General features: G+C 56.3%; 20 protein-coding genes. 2 read left to right on the forward strand and 18 right to left on the reverse strand.

The genetic code is table 11. The features are described 5' to 3' along the window. Nucleotides 1–6 precede the first annotated feature (6 nt). The 13 genes from ACR0DE_RS06025 to ACR0DE_RS06085 all read right to left on the reverse strand — a co-directional run bounded on the left by ACR0DE_RS06025 (nt 7) and on the right by ACR0DE_RS06085 (nt 11,191). The gene (locus ACR0DE_RS06025) at nt 7–501 is read right to left on the reverse strand and encodes a nuclear transport factor 2 family protein (protein ID WP_480752303.1); all 495 of its coding nucleotides are present in this window, start codon (nt 499–501) and stop codon (nt 7–9) included. A gap of 58 nt (nt 502–559) precedes the next feature. Continuing rightward, the gene (locus ACR0DE_RS06030; RefSeq protein WP_480752304.1) at nt 560–1,513 is read right to left on the reverse strand and encodes an alpha/beta hydrolase; all 954 of its coding nucleotides are present in this window, start codon (nt 1,511–1,513) and stop codon (nt 560–562) included. A 113-nt stretch (nt 1,514–1,626) separates the two neighbouring features. Continuing rightward, nucleotides 1,627–2,514: a helix-turn-helix transcriptional regulator gene (locus ACR0DE_RS06035; protein WP_480752305.1), complete on the reverse strand. Its 888-nt coding sequence runs from the start codon at nt 2,512–2,514 to the stop codon at nt 1,627–1,629. 154 nt (nt 2,515–2,668) lie between these two features. Continuing rightward, nucleotides 2,669–3,085: a universal stress protein gene (locus tag ACR0DE_RS06040; protein WP_170402133.1), complete on the reverse strand. Its 417-nt coding sequence runs from the start codon at nt 3,083–3,085 to the stop codon at nt 2,669–2,671. A 208-nt stretch (nt 3,086–3,293) separates the two neighbouring features. Next, the gene (locus ACR0DE_RS06045; RefSeq protein ID WP_170392544.1) at nt 3,294–4,472 is read right to left on the reverse strand and encodes a UxaA family hydrolase; all 1,179 of its coding nucleotides are present in this window, start codon (nt 4,470–4,472) and stop codon (nt 3,294–3,296) included. 12 nt (nt 4,473–4,484) lie between these two features. Continuing rightward, nucleotides 4,485–4,790, reverse strand: a complete 306-nt coding sequence (locus ACR0DE_RS06050; protein ID WP_170392543.1) for a UxaA family hydrolase — start codon at nt 4,788–4,790, stop codon at nt 4,485–4,487. Between the two features lie 18 nt (nt 4,791–4,808). Then, on the reverse strand, nt 4,809–5,771 hold the full coding sequence (locus ACR0DE_RS06055) for an alcohol dehydrogenase catalytic domain-containing protein (protein ID WP_480752306.1): 963 nt from the start codon (nt 5,769–5,771) through the stop codon (nt 4,809–4,811). Continuing rightward, on the reverse strand, nt 5,768–6,505 hold the full coding sequence (locus ACR0DE_RS06060; protein WP_170661682.1) for an SDR family oxidoreductase: 738 nt from the start codon (nt 6,503–6,505) through the stop codon (nt 5,768–5,770). The genes ACR0DE_RS06055 and ACR0DE_RS06060 overlap by 4 nt, the downstream gene beginning before the upstream one ends. 8 nt (nt 6,506–6,513) lie before the next feature. Continuing rightward, complete coding sequence (hisD, locus tag ACR0DE_RS06065; RefSeq protein WP_170636777.1) at nt 6,514–7,821, reverse strand: histidinol dehydrogenase; 1,308 nt, start codon at nt 7,819–7,821, stop codon at nt 6,514–6,516. Nucleotides 7,822–7,857: 36 nt separating this feature from the next. Further along, entirely contained in the window at nt 7,858–9,189 is a 1,332-nt protein-coding gene (locus tag ACR0DE_RS06070; RefSeq protein ID WP_480752307.1) for a TRAP transporter large permease, read from the reverse strand. Nucleotides 9,190–9,204: 15 nt separating this feature from the next. Next, nucleotides 9,205–9,720, reverse strand: a complete 516-nt coding sequence (locus ACR0DE_RS06075; protein ID WP_170392538.1) for a TRAP transporter small permease — start codon at nt 9,718–9,720, stop codon at nt 9,205–9,207. A gap of 102 nt (nt 9,721–9,822) precedes the next feature. Further along, nucleotides 9,823–10,968 carry a TRAP transporter substrate-binding protein gene (locus ACR0DE_RS06080; protein ID WP_170402121.1) on the reverse strand — a complete coding sequence of 382 codons (1,146 nt, stop codon included), beginning with the start codon at nt 10,966–10,968 and terminating at the stop codon, nt 9,823–9,825. Nucleotides 10,969–10,999: 31 nt separating this feature from the next. Further along, the gene (locus ACR0DE_RS06085) at nt 11,000–11,191 is read right to left on the reverse strand and encodes a hypothetical protein (protein ID WP_170392536.1); all 192 of its coding nucleotides are present in this window, start codon (nt 11,189–11,191) and stop codon (nt 11,000–11,002) included. Nucleotides 11,192–11,362: 171 nt separating this feature from the next. On the opposite strand from ACR0DE_RS06085, the gene ACR0DE_RS06090 reads away from it, so the two are divergent. Next, a complete protein-coding gene (locus ACR0DE_RS06090) occupies nt 11,363–12,400 on the forward strand; it encodes a LacI family DNA-binding transcriptional regulator (RefSeq protein WP_170422384.1) in 1,038 nt (345 codons plus the stop codon). A 271-nt stretch (nt 12,401–12,671) separates the two neighbouring features. Here ACR0DE_RS06090 and ACR0DE_RS06095 read toward each other — a convergent pair whose 3' ends face one another. From ACR0DE_RS06095 to ACR0DE_RS06110, 4 genes are all read right to left on the reverse strand, one after another. Continuing rightward, a complete protein-coding gene (locus ACR0DE_RS06095) occupies nt 12,672–13,451 on the reverse strand; it encodes an IclR family transcriptional regulator (RefSeq protein WP_170661686.1) in 780 nt (259 codons plus the stop codon). An 11-nt stretch (nt 13,452–13,462) separates the two neighbouring features. After that, nucleotides 13,463–14,821 (reverse strand): TRAP transporter large permease, encoded by a 1,359-nt coding sequence (locus ACR0DE_RS06100; protein WP_170392534.1) that lies wholly within the window; start codon nt 14,819–14,821, stop codon nt 13,463–13,465. Further along, a complete protein-coding gene (locus tag ACR0DE_RS06105; protein ID WP_170392533.1) occupies nt 14,821–15,486 on the reverse strand; it encodes a TRAP transporter small permease in 666 nt (221 codons plus the stop codon). Before ACR0DE_RS06105 ends, ACR0DE_RS06100 begins: the two co-directional genes overlap by 1 nt. 66 nt (nt 15,487–15,552) lie before the next feature. Then, nucleotides 15,553–16,791 (reverse strand): TRAP transporter substrate-binding protein, encoded by a 1,239-nt coding sequence (locus ACR0DE_RS06110; RefSeq protein ID WP_170392532.1) that lies wholly within the window; start codon nt 16,789–16,791, stop codon nt 15,553–15,555. A 109-nt stretch (nt 16,792–16,900) separates the two neighbouring features. On the opposite strand from ACR0DE_RS06110, the gene ACR0DE_RS06115 reads away from it, so the two are divergent. Next, entirely contained in the window at nt 16,901–18,496 is a 1,596-nt protein-coding gene (locus ACR0DE_RS06115; RefSeq protein WP_480752308.1) for a GMC family oxidoreductase, read from the forward strand. Between the two features lie 328 nt (nt 18,497–18,824). Here the strand turns inward: ACR0DE_RS06115 and ACR0DE_RS06120 are convergent, their stop codons facing one another. Then, nucleotides 18,825–19,442, reverse strand: coding sequence for a TetR/AcrR family transcriptional regulator (locus tag ACR0DE_RS06120; RefSeq protein ID WP_170512806.1), 618 nt, complete (start codon nt 19,440–19,442; stop codon nt 18,825–18,827). Nucleotides 19,443–19,491 lie beyond the last annotated feature (49 nt).

The raw sequence follows: 19,491 nt of genomic DNA on the forward strand, positions 1-19,491 counted from the left end.
CCTGCTTCATTCATTAGCCAAGCGTTCAGGCACGGGCGCTAAGGTGTATTGCGACCAAAAAAACGCATTTGCCGCATCCTGATCGGCACTGAGATTGGTGGCCTCGACGATCTTTCCGTTCTCGATTCGGTAGACCAGCGCCCAGATGGTATCGACATTCGGCTTACCTTCGGCGTTGGACCAGCCTCGGTGAATATCTACAACATGGGTTTCATCCGCGCCAAAGTAGATCGGGTCAGCCTGAAACCCAGCTGCGCCCAATTGGGCGAAGAAGGCCAAAACTTCATCCCGACCGTTTTTGGTGCCGCTCAGCGGATGGCGGCCGGGAATGTGCCATTGTACGTCCTCGTCCATGACAGCGGCGATTCCATCAAGGTCGTTCGAGCCGTAAGCCGCAAAAAAGTTCTGAACCACTTTCATATTGTCTTCGGGGGTATCGGCCATTGCGTTGCCTCCCATAACGGTCGCGACCGCGAGCGCTAGTCGAAGTTTTCGGGCCATTGGGGTCTCCAAGGGAATGAGGCGTCGGATAGCGAGGTCCGACGCCTGATCAGCAGGATCAATTATCCAATCCGGCGCGGAAGTGGTCGGCAACGGCGCCGGCCGCCCGTGTCACGTCCTCGGGGTTGTCGTAGAAATCGAACTGCGTGACATCCTCGAGCCACTGCGCAGTCGCGTCACCGGCAAATCCGGCAAGGAAGGTCTGCACGCCCTGCGGGATCGCTGCGCTTTCAGAGTGAACAATGGTCAGCGGTTTGTCCAGACGCTGTGGGTTGTCGGCGGGATGGTAGGTCAGCCAGCCTTCCCAGCCTGCATTGTTCCATTTGTCATCATATTCCGGGATCGCCCCACGGTCAGCCTCATAGTAGTAACCACCGATCGGCATCAGTACGCCTTCGGCACCTTCTGGACCCGCGGCAGGAATGATCTGGCCCCCGGCGGCTTCGGCAGCCCGAGAGACTTGAAGCAAGCCGGCAACACCTTCTGCGCCGCCGTAGACGGCCTCAACAATTTCGGCGTTCTGCAGCCAGGGAGCAACCAAACCAAGTCGCTGAACCAGCGGGTTGCCCGAGACGGCATCGACCATATAACCCGCTGAGGCGCAGATACCCAGCCCATTGATGTGCTCGGCGTCCACTTCTGGCAGGGTCGCTATGAATTCGATCGCTGCCTTGATGTCCGAGGTCTTGGCTTCGGGGCTTTCGACAAAGCGCGCTTGGTTCGGCAGATCGCCGGATTTACCCCAGCCTCGGAAATCGAAGGTGAAGGCGGCAAATCCGCGTTCGGCCATTTCCCGGGCATAGTTCGCCGGCATCTGTTCTTGTACCGAGGTCCAGGCCCCTGTGACCACGACCGTTGGCAAAGGTGCATCGCCGCGTTCTTCGGGTAGGTACAGTGTGCCGGATAGGGTGGCACCTTCATTCTCAAAGGTGACAATGCGGGTTTCGACCTGTGCGACGGCAGCTGTCGAGGCCATTAAAGCCGCAGCGGTATTCAGAGCGAGGGTTTTCATCGCGATATCTCCCAAAGTCTGTCTGGATGGGCGCAAGCCCGATGACGAAAGAGATACGTTGCCGGAGGTTCACTTGATTGCACCGGACTGCTGTGTTTTTGAATGATCCTGCATCAAGCCATGTTGGCCGCGCGATAAGCCTTGGGGGTTTGTCCCACCACCTGTTTAAAGCTGCGCGTGAAATGAGCCTGATCGGAAAAGCCACATTCCAAAGCGATATCACCCAGAGGACGCTGCTGGTCCTGCATCATCTTCATCGCCTGTTCAATTCGGTAGGCCATGACATATTGCATCGGGGTCGTACCCAACGTCTCTTTGAACATGCGTGCGAAGTGCGAAGGGCTCATTCCCGCCTCGGTCGCGAGCTGCTCAACGGTTATGGTCTGATCCAGCCGGTTCTGTACAAAGGCCAAAACGCGCTGGTAATGCCGGGATGTGAAGCGGGATGACAACTGAACATCTTCGATCCGGCGTTTTCCATATTTCTGGAGCAGTTTCACTAGGAATACGCGGCTCATGGCTTCGAACATCACGACCGAAGACATGTCGGTCGATTCCAATGCGTCACGCAGTATAACGCCAGCCGTGCACAGATCAGGGTCCGAGAACTGCGGCAAATCCCGAAATTGCTGCGGGTCAAGCAGCATGCCCAGCTCGGACTGAGCAAAGCGTTCAACCTTAGCCGGGTCCAGCGTGATAACGATGACATCAGACGTCGCGTACCACCGCCAACCCGATCGCATACCAGCCGGAGTGACGATGATTTCATCCTTGTGAAACATGAAATCCCGCAACTCACCATCCCTCCAGTTCCGAACTCTGTGCGGAATGGTCTGGAGATTGAGAAGCACGTGATGCTCTTTGAAAACATCCTCGGGCATCTGATCCGGGTCAGCCCGGAAATACCGAACGGACATCAACCCTGCGGCCGAAGGCCGCTCGATCGCATCGCTGTTTAGTAAAGGTTCCGAGGGGTAAATGTCCGCATATCTCGAAGGCAATCGTCGGCTCCCATAGTGCACCTGGGCAATTCTCGCTGGCGTCGATCGCACACGGTTGAAAACATCCAACAGGGGCGCGAACCCATGGAGTGGTGCCGTGCCACCTGCTTCTCGCAACGCAGCTGTGGCGTTCGGGTCGACGCTTAGAGAATTTTCAAGATTGCGGTCGCTGAATCAAGACGGAACACGATGCCCGACGAGAAACACGCGCTGCCGTTGATCCGAGAAAATAGTCCATTGCCGATGGGTGATGCGCTCCGACAACAATCAAATCAGCGCCGATTTCCCGTGCGAACTCGGTAATGCGCAGCCCTGGCTTTCCCGTTTCTACCTGGCAGTTTATATCGGTCGCTTCTCCGGCGATCGACTTTAGGGTTCCCATGATTTTGTTGGTCAGATGGTTCTCGGATTTCACTGTCACGAATTCCGCTGTAAAACCCGGGATTTGTTCCAGAACTGTAAGTAGTGTGATCTTTCCGTCAGCTGCCAAAAGCTTGCGGGCAGTGGTGATTTTCTCGGCAACCAACTCTTCATGATCAATGGCAACGGGGATCAATATGGATTTATACATGTAAAGCACTCCCAGTGAGTTTCGGCGATGTCAACGAGCAGGGCTTGGTGCATCATAACTTGATAAGTACTTTCAGAATTAAAGGTTCTGATCTGTTGCCCAGGACCCCGCCCTGCCTTAGTGGCCAAACACCTCGAGCCGCGCCCATTCTGGACCTCGGTTCAAGAGAAAGACGGCCACCGCATATGCAATGGCCGCCTTGAGGTTACTATGCGCTGCGATACAGTTTTGTCATCGAGAATTCCCGATGTCCCAGCGCCTCTGCCGCGGTGTTACGGCCGTTTGCTGTCCTGCGGATCATATCGATCAGAGCATCACCAGCCTGATCGATGGTTTGTTCGCGCCGCAAGATGCCTGAAACATCAACATCCACATGTTCGCCCATGGTGCGCACTGTACGCGGGTTCGCGGTGATCTTGATGACCGGAACGATCGGGTTGCCCACCACGTTGCCCTGACCTGTCGGGAAGGTATGGATCACAGCACCGCCCGCCGCCATCAGCGTCACACATTCCGCCGCAGCTGATGAACTGTCCATGAAGTACAGGCCTTTGCCCGAGTTAGGTTGCTCGGCAGGTTCCAGAATGTCGATATACTGCGAAGTCCGGCCGATCTTTTCGAGGTTGCCAAGCGCCTTTTCCTCAATGGTGGTCAGGCCACCTTCGATGTTGCCCTTGGTTGGCTGACTGTCGCTGAGATCATCGGTTTGATGCGCAAAGATCACATCGTCCTGATAGGCCTTCCACATCTTGTACCAGCGCTCGCCGACCTCTTCGTTGATGGCGCGTTTCTGGCAGATATGTTCCGCCCCGGTGATTTCCGAGGTTTCACCAAAGAACCCGGTGATCCCTTCGGGCAGCAACTTGTCATACATGTTGCCAACGGTTGGGCAGGACCCCAGACCCGTTGTCGTGTCGCTTTCACCGCATTTGGTCGAAATCCAAAGCTCGTTGATCGAGCATTCCTCGCGCTGGACCTCGGTGGCCTTGTGAACAAAATCCTTGGCGGCCCATGAAGCGCGCCGGATGGTCTCGAAGTCACCGTTCTGTTCGATTGAGAACTCTGCCACGTCCTTGCCGGTCTCGCGGATGCCGTCGGCAATGCGTTTGGTCCAACCCGGCTCGATGCCGATCACCACCACCGAGTGGACATTCGGGTTGGCCCCTGTGCCGATCATAGTGCGGAAATGCAGCTCGAGGTCCTCGCCGAACTGAAGGCGGCCATAAGCGTGTGGGATTGCCAGCGTGCCCTTGACGTTGTTGGCGACTGCCTCGCAGGCGGCGTTGGAAATGTCATCGACGGGCAGGATCAGCACGTGGTTGCGCACACCAACCCGGCCGTTTTCGCGCCGGTAGCCCATGACAGTCATGTTTGAATATTTGCTCATGGTATTAACCCCTTACCAGCGCTTGGTCTTGCAGTTTTGCGTGTGGACATGCCCGCCGCGTGGGATGTCAGCGATGATCTTGCCGATATCCTCACCATACTTGATCGCCGTATCGCCGTTCTTGAGGTCCGTGAGCGCAATCTTGTGGCCAATCGGAACATCCGCACCTGCGGTCAGGCGAAAGGTCGAGTTGTCATGTGTAATACAGCACAGCATGTCGGTGCCTGCAGTCAGGCCTTCGACGACCACGACACCGACATTGTCTTCCTCTTCATGCACCAAAAGGTGCGGTATTTCATTTGGGGCTGGATTTGACATGAAGGTCTCCGGTTTTTGCTATGGTTTAAGGATGGTTTTCGGCGCAAGCGTCTTGCCAGCGCGAATGTCTGTAAAGGCCGAGGCCCCGTCGGACAGGTCGCGGGTTTCAACCCAGTCAAGCGTCCCGAGGCGGCCCTTGAACATGGCATTGCATGTGTCGCGGAAGTCCTGTGCGGTATAGGTGTAGGTGCCGATTAGCGTGATTTCCTGCAGCGTGATGCGTCGGATATCCAATCCACCTTCGGAACTGCCTAGGCCGATGTGCAAAATCACCCCGCCCGGGCTGACGAGCGCCGAGGCAACCGCACGGGTAGACGCAAACCCCACTGCGTCGATCACCAATGGAATGTCCTGTTCCGGTGTGTCCACAACGGCGATTCCACAGGTGTCGCGAAGATAGGTCGCACGGGCTGCGTTGGGTTCGGATAAGGTCACCTGCTCGACCCCCATCGCAGTGAGCGCGAGAGCTGCCGCTAGCCCGATTGCCCCGCCGCCAATCACATGGGCACGCCGTTCGTCTGCCGGGTGCAGGGCCGCAAGCCCCAGCCGCACCGCATGCCAGCTGACTGCAATCGGTTCGGCGAGTGCGGCCTGCTCCAGCGTGATACGCGAGGGCACTTCAATCAAATTGCGCTCTGGGATAGCGACGTATTCCGCAAAAGCGCCTTCGCGCGGCGGCATTGAGATGATCTGTCGCGAGGGGCAAAGGTTCTCACGTCCGGACCGGCTGGCCGCGCTGTTGGGGTCGTTTACCAGCGGATTGATGGTTACGCGGCGACCATCAGCAGTCACACCGGCCCCCTCATGGCCCAGGATCAGCGGTGCCGGGCGGCGATCATCATGGCCCAGATAGGCGTGCATGTCGGACCCGCAAATACCGACGCTATCGATGCGGACGAGAACCTCATCGGGGCCGGGCTCCGGGTCCGCGAAATAGCGGTATTCCAGTGTTTCGACATCGGTGTAAACCAAAGCTTTCATTTCGCTGTAAACCCTCCATCGACCATCAAAACTTGCCCGGTCACGAAGGCACAGGCATCAGAGCAAAAGAACAGCAACGGGCCGTCGAGGTCTTTGGGCTCACCGTTGCGACCGATACAGGTCTGCGCAGCATTACGGTTCGCGCGTTCAGGATCATTGAACACTGCAGCCGTCAGCTCTGTTCGAAAGAACCCAGGGCCAATCGCGTTTATGCATATTCCGCTTGATGACCAGGCCTCGGCCATTGCTCGGGTCAGCTGTGCCACGCCGCCCTTTGACGCCCCATAGCTAAGCCCACCTGGAAAAGCCCGGCTGGATTGGAGCGATGCGAAATTTACGATCCGTCCCCAGCCTTTGGCCTTCATATCGGGCACTAGATGCTGCGACAGAAAGAAAGGTACTGCCAGGTTCAACCTAATTGTGATGTCCCATCCTTCTGGTGACACCATATCCGCAGGCTCACGGGTGTTGATTCCGGCTGCATGTACCAGAATATCCGGTGCCCCAAACGGTTGTGACGCTGCATCGGCCAACTCGGCCAACCGATCACGATCTGAAAGATCCCATGGCAGCGCATGAACCTGATCCAGCTCGACCAACGCTTCTGCACGTCGCGCCACGCCCACGACCTTAGCGCCAGCATGCGACAGTACCTCTGCCGCTCTGCGACCAAGGCCGGAGCTGGCCCCGGTCACAAGAGCGGTATGTCCAGTGAGATCAGGATGATAGGTCACGGGTTGGGTCAGTCTTCGGCTGTCAGGTCAAAGTTTTCATCGGGGAAGAACTTGGCCAGTCGAATATCCGCGGTACGCGCGTGCCCCTCCATACCTTCAAGGCGTGAGATACGGGCCGTCGCCTGCGCAATCGGCTTCATCGCATCAGCGGTCGAGCGCTGCCAGGTCACGATCTTCATGTATTTATGGACGCTGAGGCCACCGGTGTAAGTGGCCGCCCGGCTCGTGGGCAGCACGTGATTGGTGCCCGAGGCTTTGTCGCCAAAGGCAACCGTGGTCTCTTCGCCCAAGAAAAGCGACCCATAGCACGTCAGCCGATCCAGCCACCAATCAAGATCATCGGCCATGACTGTCAGGTGTTCTGGAGCGTATTGATCCGATGTCGCCGCCATTTCTTCGCGATCCGCGCACAGGATGACCTCGGCATAATCGCGCCACGCAGCCGTAGCGTTTTCGCGGTTCACTTCGGGCAGGTCCTCGATCAGCACTGGCACCAAGCGCATAACCTCTTCGGCGAGGTCGCGATTGTCTGTCACCAGCCAAACCGGTGAGTTGTATCCGTGCTCGGCCTGCCCAACGAGGTCAGTTGCAACAACCATCGGATCAGCAGTGACATCCGCAAGGACCAGACTGTCCGTCGGGCCCGCAATCATGTCGATGCCGACGCGCCCGAACAGGATACGCTTTGCTTCGGCCACAAACTGATTGCCGGGGCCCACAAGGATGTTAGCCTTGGGAAGCCCGAACAACCCGAAGGTCATCGCCGCAACCCCCTGCACGCCGCCCATGGCCATGATCTTGTCGGCGCCACAGATATGCGCGGCGTAGACGATCGCAGGCGCGATACCGACATCGGGGCGCGGCGGTGAGCAGGCGACAATGTGCTTACATCCCGCCACCTTTGCCGTGGTGACCGTCATGATGGCGCTGGCTATATGGCTGTATCGCCCGCCTGGGACGTAGCAACCGGCTGCATCCACCGGGATCATCTTCTGGCCAGCGGTCAGGCCCGGCACAACCTCGACTGCGATGTCGGTCATGGACGCTTTCTGTGCCTCGGCAAAGCGTTTGACGTTGCTGTGGCTGAACTCGATGTCGCGCTTCAGCTTTTCTGGCACGGCATCCATCGCGGCCTGTATTTCGGCATCGCTGAGAATGACGTTGCCTTCGTAGTTGTCGAATTTGGCGGCGTATTCCAACGCCTTGGCATCGCCGCCTGCTTCAATATCAGTCAGGATTCCCTGCACAATTTCACTGACGTCTGACGCTCCGCTGCGCGCGGTCAGCGTGGCTTTCTTCAGGTATTCACGGGTCATGTATCGAGTCCTTTTCTTACCGCGTCTTTCGGCGGCTTATCGATAGACATCAGGCAACAGTGAGGTAGAGAACGCCGGGATATAGGCGATCATCAACGTCACGATCAGCATGAAGAAAACAAACGGGATGGCGCGGTAGGCGATCTTGAGGATCGACTCGCCCGTAATCCCCGACACCACGAACAAGTTCAGCCCTAAGGGTGGAGTAATAAACCCGACCCCCAGCGCGGTGATCATCATGATGCAGAACTGAATCTGGTTCATCTCGATCTCTTGCGCCAGCGGGTAGAGGATCGGTGCCAGGATCACGATGTTGGGCGTCGTTTCCATAACGCAGCCCGCAATGATCAGGATAAGGACCATCATGGCGATCAGTACGAATTCGTTACTGCTGACTGAGGTCAAAGCTCCGACAAATCCTTGCGGCACTCCAATGATCGCCAGAGCTTCGGCCAGAGGGATCGAGAAGGCAATGATCGGAAGGATCACACCGTTGACCTTGGCCGAACTGACCAGCATGGCCGGGAAGTCGGACAATTTCAGTGTGCCCAGGATAAACCCGATGAATATGGTCACGACGACCGCCACGGCACCTGCCTCGGTCGGGGTCAGTTTCCCCGAGAAGATGCCGTAGAAAATGATGCCGGGGACAAGGAAAGCGTACCAGCCGGACTTGACCGTCTTCCACAGGTTCGCGCGCCATTCAGCTGCGGTCATCATGCCGCCGCCTTCCCAAAGGTTCAGCCGGTTCATCGCGACGTTGGTGATCAGGATGGCCGTCAGGATCAAGAGGCCGGGGATCAGCGCAGCAAGGAACAAGGTCGAGACCGCTATACCCAGCACGAGGCCGATGATGATATAGGCGATAGAGGGCGGGATGAGGATTCCGGTACAGGCCCCCGCCGCGACCAAAGCGCAGGCGTAGGGGCGGGGATAACCGCTCTCGACCAGCCGGTCGATAGTCATGCGCCCTACCGCTGCCGCACCTGCTGCGTCCGACCCGGAGATCGCCGCGAACATGCCGCAGACCAGGACGGTGGCCGAACCGAAGCCACCCTTGGCCCAGCAGGTCAGGGCTTCGGCGACGTCCAGAAACTTTCGACTAAGCCCGGTTCGGACAAGCACGTCGCCGGTCAGGATAAACAGCGGCACAGCTGTCAGCGCGAAGGCATCGATGCCCGAGAACAGCTTTTCGCCGACAAGGCTCAGCGGCAATGCGCCGGACATGATCAGCATTGTGATCGAGGCAGCGCCTATTGCGGCCCAGACCGGAACGGCGAGCGCGACAAGAGCGACGAAGAGAATGACGGAGGCGTAGAAATCCCACCCAAGTTCAAGAGTTTGACCGCCGAGTTGTTGCCACATCATGGCTCAGGCCCTCCCTTAATCAAACAGCTTGTCGCCTTCGTAGACGGGACGGCCCGTTCGAAGGTCGGCAATATCGCGGAGGAAGGACTGCACCAGCCGAAAGATGACCAGCGCGAAGCCAAACGGCACCGCCATCAGGAAAAAGACCTGGCTGATCCGCAGGCCGTGTGTGACAGACCCGAATTTCCAGGACACGTGGACTGTCTCCCACGACCAATAGATCGCGACGAGTGCCACGATGAACATCACGATGTCGCCGAAGATGTACAGCAGCGTTTTGACCGTGCGCGGGACGTAGTGCATCAGAACATCAATGCGGATATGCCCGCGTTCCTTGACCGCAGCGGCGGCACCGATCCATGCGAGATAGATGAACGCATACCGGACGATTTCTTCGCCCCAGATGGACGAGTAGGCAAAGACCTCGCGCCGGACCACTTCGATAAACATCGTGCCGACGAGCATGACGTAGAAGACTAAAAGCAGCCAACGTTCGGCATTTTTATCAATCGCTCGAAAGAGCTGAGACATAGCATCCTCACTACCGTCACGCGGCGGTGACGTGTTCTAGTGGGTTTTTAATGGGCAAACATCGGATGAGCCGACGCTGGACGCGCCGGCCCGAAGACGCGATCAGGCGTCGTGCACGTAGTATTTCGCACGCGTGTCTGCGGCTTCTTCCAGCTTGGCGAACGCATCCATCGATCCGGCCAGCTCGGTCTTGAAGCTGTCCCATTCGCTACGCTGATAGCCACCGACCTCTTTCCATTCGCCCAACTGATCTTCGCTGAGCGAGTGGAACTCGACGCCGTTCGCGATCAATTGAGACATGGCGTAGGCCCGTGCCGAAGGCACTTTGGACAGGTTCTGCTGCTGGGTGACTTCGCCCGCAAATTCGATACCTTCCTTGACGTCCATCGGCAGGCTGTCGAACCATTCAAGGTTGATCGAATAGACCTGACTGTCCGGCACCGCCTGAGTGAAGGTCACATGGCTGAGGATCTCACCAAAGCCAAAGACATGCAGCGCGCCCACCGAGGGATCAAGCGCATCTGCGACGCCTTGCCGGATCGCTGACGGAGTCTCACCCCACGCAACAGGCGTCGGGTTCGCACCCACCATGCCATAATACTGCTGCAGCATTTTTGATCCGGGTACGCGGAATTTGACACCGGACATATCGCCGGGGGTGATAATTGCGTTGCCTCCCTGGCGAACAGCGACGACGCGCGGATCGATCACGATATACATCAGCGCTTTAAAGCCGGATGCCGCGATCTTGGGGTCTACTTCCGCCTTCCAAGCTTCAGAGGAAGTTAGGTTCGTGAACCGCTGGTTGGACCCGCAGAAATATGGAAGGTTGATCAGGTCGACGACGCTTGCGAAGGGCGCGAAATTTGACAACGAGTGTTGCGCGGCTTGAATGGTCCCCCCCTGAACCGCCTGCGCCAAAGCACCACCTGCACCAAGCTGACCACCGGGCGCCAGTTTCACATAGACCTTGCCATTCGTCATGTTCTGGATGTTTTCTTTCAGGTCCAGCTGCATGATCGGATAGCTGCGAGACGCGCCCAGAACATAGGCCGTTGCCAACGTCATCTTGAATTCAGCCGCGTTTTCGCGATCGCGTTCCTCGGCGGCGGTCTGTGCTGCCGCTTCGCTGGACCACAATGTCCCAGCCGCGCCGGCGACCATAGCTGCCGTGAACGAGCCGGTGCCCGCGAGTTTCAAAAAATTCCGACGCTCGGCCGAAGCCAGCTCCTGTTTAGTCTTGTCCATGTGTTCTCCTCCCGTTGGACTTTTTTCGGATTTATTCCTTTGATTTTTTCTCCGAAATTTCTTTTGCTTCGCTCCGCAGAATGCCGATCGAAAAGGCGATGGCCGCAGCAAACAAGATCAACATTTCCCAGATATTGTTGACTAAGGGCGCATTCGAGACTGCTCCGATCACTACGTTCGCTACAAACGCGAGCAGCAATATTCCAGCTATCAAGTATGGCATGCGTCCTCCCCAACCCATCCAATGTCTCGCACTGAGTCGTCCGCAATGTAAGCGCTTACATTTTGTTATGCAAGCGCTTACATTGCATATGTGCTGTAGGTTCCCGACAAATCGTGCTTTTGATAGAATTTGTCTTGAGCTAGTTGCCCATCCAGAATGACAAGAAAAACCATGCCTCAAAGCGGTCACGAAAACACAGTCCCAACCCTTGCAGATGTTGCCCGACATGCGAACGTGTCCACCGCAACTGTCTCGCGGTGCCTGAACTCGCCAGAGCGGGTAGGGCAAAGCACAAGGGAACGAGTTCTGGCAGCTGTACGAGAACTTGGGTACGCGCCAAATTTCGGAGCCCAAGCCCTTGCAGCAAGGCAGACAAATACGATTGCCGCCGTGATACCGACTATGGAGAACGCTGTTTTTGCACGCGGACTACAGGCGTTTCAGGAAGAACTGGTGCGGCATGGTAAAACGCTTCTGGTTGCTTCGTCCGCCTATGATTCAGAGCTGGAAGAACAACAGGTGCGTGCGTTGGTAGCGCGGGGTGCAGATGGGTTGCTGCTGATTGGATACGATCGCGAACCGGAAATCTATGCGTTTCTGGAAAAGCAGCGTGTACCAACTTTGATCGCCTGGTCATTTGATCCTGACCAATCCCCGCCGGCCATCGGCTTTGACAATCGGGCTGCGATGTTTGCCCTTGCCCGGCAGGTCATTGGATATGGGCATCGGCATATCGCGTGTATCTCTGCACCAACCGCTTCGAATGATCGGGCAAGGGAACGCGTTCAAGGCATTCGGGATGCCAAACAAGAGGCCGGTCAAGACCCGAATACAATGTTTCTTGTCGAGACCGCTTACGGCGTTGAAACTGGTGAAGTTGCTTTGCGCGAGGTCATGACAGCCGCACCAGAAACGACTGCCGTGATGTGCGTCAATGACGTTTTGGCGGTCGGAGCCTTACGCGCGGCTCGGGAAATGGGGCTTGAGGTGCCTAGAGACCTCTCAATTACCGGTTTTGACGATATCGAAATTGCAATGCTCGCCGAACCCGCTCTTACGACGGTACATGTCCCGCATCGCGAGATGGGGCGTCGCGCCGCTGGGATGCTGATCCAGATACTCCGTGATGCGCACAGCGGTCAAAGTGTTGAGTTGCCGACAGAAATAAGACTACGTCAATCACTCGGTCCTGCCCGCACTATTGTGTGATCCCAACCTTGAGGGCTATCTCTGGAAATCTACCCGCTCGAATCTACCAACGATGTACGACCCGGATTCGGCATGCACGGCCAATCCAACTTGAACTACTGGTGTGAGTATTTCTTAGACTCAGAGTTTATGGCTAGCAGACTAAGAAAGCTGTGAGGAAGGCCTTTGTACGCGGCTCATCCGTTGCGATGCAGAATGCCCCGAACCGGACGATGCCTGCCGCGGCAATCGGGCAAAAATTATTTTGTCGCGGCTGTCTTTCAGGTTCTGGTCACGTGGTTAACAGAGCCGAAAGTTCATTTGCCCCCTTTTTCAGGATACCCAGAAACGACATCAGGCTGTTGACGTTGTGACGTTGTGTCGGTGCATGAACCGAAAGTGTGCCCACCAATCGGCCTTGCCCATCTTGAACGGGTACTGCTAGGGCTGCCATTCCACTCATGAACTCTTCATCATCAGTGGAATAACCGTTCTGAGCGATATGTTGGATTTCCGTGCGCAATGACTGCGGATCGGTCAGGGAACTTTCAGTCTGTGGCTGCAGATTTCCTGCTGAAAGAAATCCATCCAGTGTTTTCTGCCGGAGCGTGGACAAGTACATCTTGCCGCTGGCGGTGCAATGAAAGGGAACCTGTGTCCCGACCGGTAATTGAATGCGCAAAGGCCACTTCGTCTCAACCCGGTCAAGATAGATCATGCCCTCTCGGTCAGGAATGGCGAGATTGCATGTCTCACCAACCTGCTCGGCGACACTGCGTAAGATCGCCAAACGCGCTGTGCGCAGATGCTCGGACGACATGGTGTTGACTGAAAGCAACCTTAGACGGTGCCCAGGACCGTATGAGCGGCCATCCAGATCGCGCTGCAGGAAACCTTCGGCCTCTGCTGTTTGCAATAAACGGTGGATTGTTGGTTTCGCCAGACCGAGTGTCTCGATCAGGTCCGATGGTTTGACGGCAACGCCGCGTCGCGCCACCTCCTCAAGGATGAGGAGAAGGCGCAAGTTAGTTGGGATCTGAGTTTCTTTGTCTTGTGTTTCCGTTTCGGCCATCCCGCAACAGTCTAGTTATTTGGCAGCAGGATCAAGGCCAGATCAGGTACAAGCGAGATCAAAATCCACACTGATATCAGCGCTGCTAGATAGGGCACAGTGTACCGAAGCAGACGGAAGTAGGGAACGCCAGTCACCCCTGATGCCACGTAGAGATTGAGACCGTAGGGGGGTGTGATGAAGCCAATCGAAGCCCCCACAAGGAAGATTACCGAGAAATGGATCGGATCAATCCCGACCGAGGCCGCAATTGGTGCCAGAATCGGGGCCAGGATGATCGTGACAGGCAGGCTTTCGAGTACCATGCCCGAGAAGAAAACGATCACCATCGAAGTAAACAGAACCGCATGGTAGCCACCCATCGAGGTTACGAAATCCCCAATGGTTTGCTGAGCGCCAAGCAATGAAAGGATCTGCTGCATCACCACAGAAATCGCGATCAGCGGTGCGAGGATACCTGTGATCTGGGCCGAGCGGATCACGATTGAGGGGATCTCGGGGATCGTGAAGCCTTCGACGACAAACATCTCGGCATAGCTTTTTTCGGTGGGTGAGATGTCGTTCCGCGCGCCCATGATCCGATTGATCGGATAGCTGACCAACCCTGCAATAACGCAGAAGCCGACCGTCACTCCGGCTGCCTCAGTTGGTGAGAATTTGCCTGTGTATATACCCCACAGCACCAGCCCGATGGCGAAGAATCCAAGCCAGGCACCGAATGCAGTTTTCAACACCCGGTTCAGTTGCAGTGGGATCAGATGACCCCAGCCGTTCATGCGGCAAATGATCCAGCAGGCGAACTGCATGCCAAAGACCATCAGCGCGCCCGGAAGGATACCCGCCACAAATAGCTCGGAAATCGGCAGGTTCATCAGGAAACCGTAGACGATAAAGATAATCGAGGGAGGAATGATGATCCCCACAGTTCCACCAGCCGCAGCGGTGGCTGCGCTGAAACGTTCGTCATAACCCCCTTTGACCATCTCGGGGTGCAGCATCGAACCGATCGTGGCGGTTGTGGCCGAGTTTGAGCCTGAGATTGCTGCGAACAATCCGCAAGCCCCGAGGGATGCCATCGCCAACCCGCCGCGTATCCAGCCCAGACAGGCATAAGCAAAATCGCTGAGCCGCCGCGCGATGCCCGATTTATTAATCAGGTCTCCGGTCAGGATGAACAGCGGCATCGCCAGCAAGGCGAAACCCTTGTTGAACACGTTCAGAAGTTCAGCACCCATGTTGTCCAGCGTCAGGCCAAGAACAAACGAACAGCCGATGACCCAATAGCCGATTACCAACAAAACCGGCACGCCCAGCATGAACAGAAAGGTGACCGCAAGAGAGATCAGTGTGACCATAGTTCCGTCTGTCATCAGTCTGCTCCGATCACGGCCTGCTTGATCAGCGGCTCGCCTGTTTTCCAGTTGTTCAGATCATCGGCAAGGTTCTGAAACACGCGCCCGACCATCAGAAAGAACGACAGCGGTGCGGCCAGAAGGAACCACCACTGCATGATATTGTCTGTACCCAGAACGATCTGAAAGTTTGATGCCGACAATGCCACCAGCCGTGTTGTGGTCACGATGACGATCACCGCAAAGATGAACCACAATATCGCGTCGAGTATCAGGCAAGCCAATTGCCCAGCCCTCGGCATTGCAGTGCGGAATTCGCTGAAGCTCAAATGTGTGCGCAGGCGGACATTGTACGACGCCCCAAACCACGCCATGACCATGAACAGCAGCGGGGGAATGGTGGTCGACCAGGGTTCCTGATCGTTGAACACAAACCGGTCGATCACGCCCCAGAAGATGATTAATGCGATCGCAAGGTAGGAATACACCATCACCGACCGTTCCAGATGACGTTCAACAAAGGGCACCGCCCGATAGATCAACATGATCACGATTCCGCCAATCGCCGAGACAATCGCGCCCAACACCCAGGCGGCGTCGGATTCCAGTGCGGATTGAATCTCGAACGAATCCTGGCTGAGAAAGGCGCTGAAAATCGCGCCGATGTCTGCCCAAAACGACATGAACCCCGTCCTCCCAGTCGGTATAAAGTTGAACCGGCCCGCTCAGGGCCGGTTCGTAACAGTCTATCAGGCTTCGCCTTTCCACCAACGGCGCGGTTCGACATTTTCCGGCAGGGTGTCGGCCGGAATCTCGCGCGCGATGTCGTAGATTTCCTGATAGGTATCAATGCCGCCTGCCCATTTATTCAGACGTTCGCGCCACTGGGCCCAAGGCTCTGGGTTGTAGTTCGGAGCGCACATCTCTTCGGCCAGCTTGATCTGATCGTCAGCCAGGAATGCCGGGCGCACGCCATTTTCGGCGAAGATAGTGTCCGGCAATTGCGGCTCCGAGAAGCCTACCGTATTCAGCAATGCGGCTTCATTCGCACCCTGGATCAACGCTTGAGTGAAGTAGGAAGACTCCATAACTGCGTCCTGCAATTCTCCACTCAGACCATCAAAGACCTCGGCCGACATGGACGTATGTTCAGTGCCGCAGAAAAATTTCAGATTGACCGACTGCGAAACCACCGGCGCCATATTGGCGTAAGCCACGGCCGAGGCCCAGGTTTCCGCCCCATCGATCAGACCTGTCTTAAGCGCATCCAGCGTCTCTTCCCAAGCCACCGGGACCGGGTTCAGATTCAGCAATTGCATTGCAATCCGGCCCAACTGCGTACCCGTCACGCGGTTCTTGGTACCAAACAACTCTTCCAGTTTGGTGACGGTCGGCTTGTCGGCAAAGGTCGAACCCATTTGCAGGCCGCGTAGCTCACAATGGGTAAACAGGAACTTCAACCCGTGCCGTTTTTCCAGCGGATCACGCAGGATGCGCTGGCTCGCCGGGCTATAGAAGAAGTGATACTGCGCCGCGCGGCTGGGGAACATATAGGCATAGTCCAGCACGTTCAGATAAGGTGCGCCTCCGGCCGAGTTCTGAGTTGAGGCGGCATAAATATCGACGATTCCCTGCTGGGTCTTTTCGACACAGCTCAGTTGGCCGCAGATCTGGTTGTCGCCGATGAATTCGATGCGAATCTCGCCGTCCGTGCGTTCTTCCAGGTCGCGCGCGAACTCAATTGCGCCGGCGCGCTCAATCAACAGGTTGCGGGTGTTGAAGCCCGACGCGCCGAATTTCAGCGTGTGCTTCGGCTCTTTCGAAAAGCGCTTTTCATAGGTGGATTCGGCGGCGTGCGCCAGATTCGCCAGACTCATCGCGCCGCCGAACCCGCCCGCCGCCAGGAGTGTCGAGCTCATGCCGTAACGCCCGGCCACGCGGAAGAAATCTCGCCGTGAAATACCACTTAGTTTCCGTCCGATCTCCATTGCTTACCTCCCTGATCGCAATTATTGAGACGTTTTGTATCAAAAAAGGCTAGTATAATTCTTGCATCTTGCATAGAGTTTTTTTCAGCGACGTTGGAAGGAGGCGGTTATGGAGGTGGATTATGCAGTTGTTGGCGCAGGATCGTCGGGCTGTGTCATTGCCAATCGGTTGAGCGCAGACCCCAACACAACTGTTGCGCTGCTCGAAGCAGGTGGCCGCGATACCAACCCGTGGATTCACATCCCCGTCGGCTATTTCAAAACGATGCATAACCCCTCGGTTGACTGGTGCTATCGCACTGAGCCCGACCCCGGCCTTAACGGTCGATCCATCGACTGGCCACGGGGCAAGGTTCTGGGTGGCTCATCCTCGCTGAACGGGTTACTCTATGTGCGTGGCCAGAAGGAAGATTACGACCGCTGGCGGCAAATGGGCAACGATGGTTGGGGCTGGGACGATGTGCTACCCCTGTTCAAACGCTGTGAGGATCAAGAGCGCGGCGAGGATGAATATCATGGCGTCGATGGCCCCTTGTCAGTGTCCAACATGCGCATTCAGCGCCCGATCTGCGATGCCTGGGTCGCGGCGGCACAGGCCGCCGGTTACCCATTCAACCCAGATTATAACGGGGCCGAGCAAGAAGGCGTGGGTTACTTCCAACTGACCACGCGCAATGGCCGCCGCTGTAGCGCCGCCGTCGCCTATCTCAAGCCCGTTCGCAGTCGTCAGAACCTCAACATCATCACCAAAGCGCTTGTGTCGCGTGTGGTTCTGGATGGGAAAAAAGTAACCGGGCTGGTCTACCGGGATCGTTCTGGTGCCGAGCAGACCCTGACAGTTCGGCGCGAGGTCATCCTGTCCGGTGGGGCGATCAACTCTCCCCAAATCCTGATGTTGTCAGGGATCGGAGAGCCGGATCATCTAAAGGAAAATGGTATCAAACCGCTGCACGCCCTGCCGGGTGTTGGCAAAGGTCTTCAGGATCACTTGCAGGCGCGGCTGGTGTTCAAATGCAATGAGCCCACACTGAATGACGAAGTTCGCAGCCTGTTCAATCAGGCGCGAATCGCGCTGAAATATGCACTATTTCGTGCGGGTCCGATGACAATGGCCGCCAGCCTTGCGACTGGTTTCATGAAAACCCGGCCCGATGTTGAGACGCCCGACATTCAGTTCCACGTGCAACCCTGGTCCGCCGACAGCCCAGGCGAAGGTGTGCATCCGTTTTCGGCCTTCACGATGTCGGTCTGCCAACTGCGTCCGGAAAGTCGGGGAGAGCTGCGCCTGAACGGACCGGACCCATCCGAACATGTCAAGATCATCCCGAACTATCTGTCCACTGAAACGGACTGCCGAACCATTGTCGACGGCGTGAACATCGCGCGCGGGATTGCCAAACAAAACCCTCTGGCCTCGAAGATTTCAGAAGAGTTTCGACCAACGGCAGAGCTGAGCTGCGAAGACTATGACGGCACTCTGGATTGGGCCAGATCGAACAGCGTGTCGATCTACCACCCAACCGGCACCTGCGCGATGGGGAACGCCGAGACGTCTGTTGTCGACGCAAGACTAAAGGTACACGGTATTTCGAACCTGCGGGTGGCCGATTGTTCGATCATGCCGGAAATCGTCAGCGGCAACACCAACGCACCAGCGATCATGATCGGCGAAAAGGCAAGCGACCTGATAAAGGCGGATGCTTGAGAAATCTGCCATCGTATCTGATCGCCTGATCCCTACAGTATCAATAGATCAGTGCGCCAATCGCATCAAAAAACGATCTGGCGCTGTGCCGGTGGTTGGAATCTGCATGCGCTTTGCGACCGCTTTGTCTTGTGAATAAACGAAGTCTGGTAACCGAACCTCGGATGATTTTGCGTTAGCCAATAGTCCTAACCGCAAATCCAACTTTCCTTTGACCTCCACCGCGTTTTGGCCGGCTCAAAGTCGATGATTGCTGCCTACATGAATGTGTCAGGCAGCTCCCTTTGGCTGACATTCACGAATTCCAAAACGACACGCTACCCACGTGCTAATGACGTGCCAGCAGGGAACTCATAATAAAGTCTTCGGCGCACACAATGATCCCGGTCATGGGCATTTCTGACAGCACACTACGATATGCACTGCCTTCCAGAACTTCGATCACCAGTTGTGACGCCTGAAGGGGATCCGGAACGGCGCGCAATTCACCGCCAGTAATTCCTCGCTTCACTACGGCTTCCAGGGCCTCAGTCAAACTCGACCGGTTCTCGACGAACAGCTGCGCGATGTCCGGTTGACGAACTGCTTCGCTCGAAATTTCCAATGTTAAAATAACGTTTTCCGGCGCAGCAAGGTATTTTGCGTAGGCCTTGATGAACTTTCTTATGACTTTGGGCGCGGGCGCATCTGAGTTCAGGATTTTCAGAAACGGCTCCATCTCGTGGCGTTCAAGTATTGCGATTTCTACAAGCACATCATGTTTGCCGCGAAAATGATTATAGAGATTTCCAAGGCTGACGCCCGCCCGCGCAGCGATATCGCGGACGCCTGTCTGATGATAGCCCCGCTCAAGGAAACACATAACTGCGGCCTCCAAAATCTGGTTGCGACGCTTGGCTGTTGCCTTTTCCCGGATTGATTCCGGCTTCTTGGTGTCATCGGACATTTTTTCAACTTAATATTGAACGAACGATCGTTCATAGTATATGACACTC

The organism is Ruegeria sp. C10 (genome assembly GCF_056537805.1).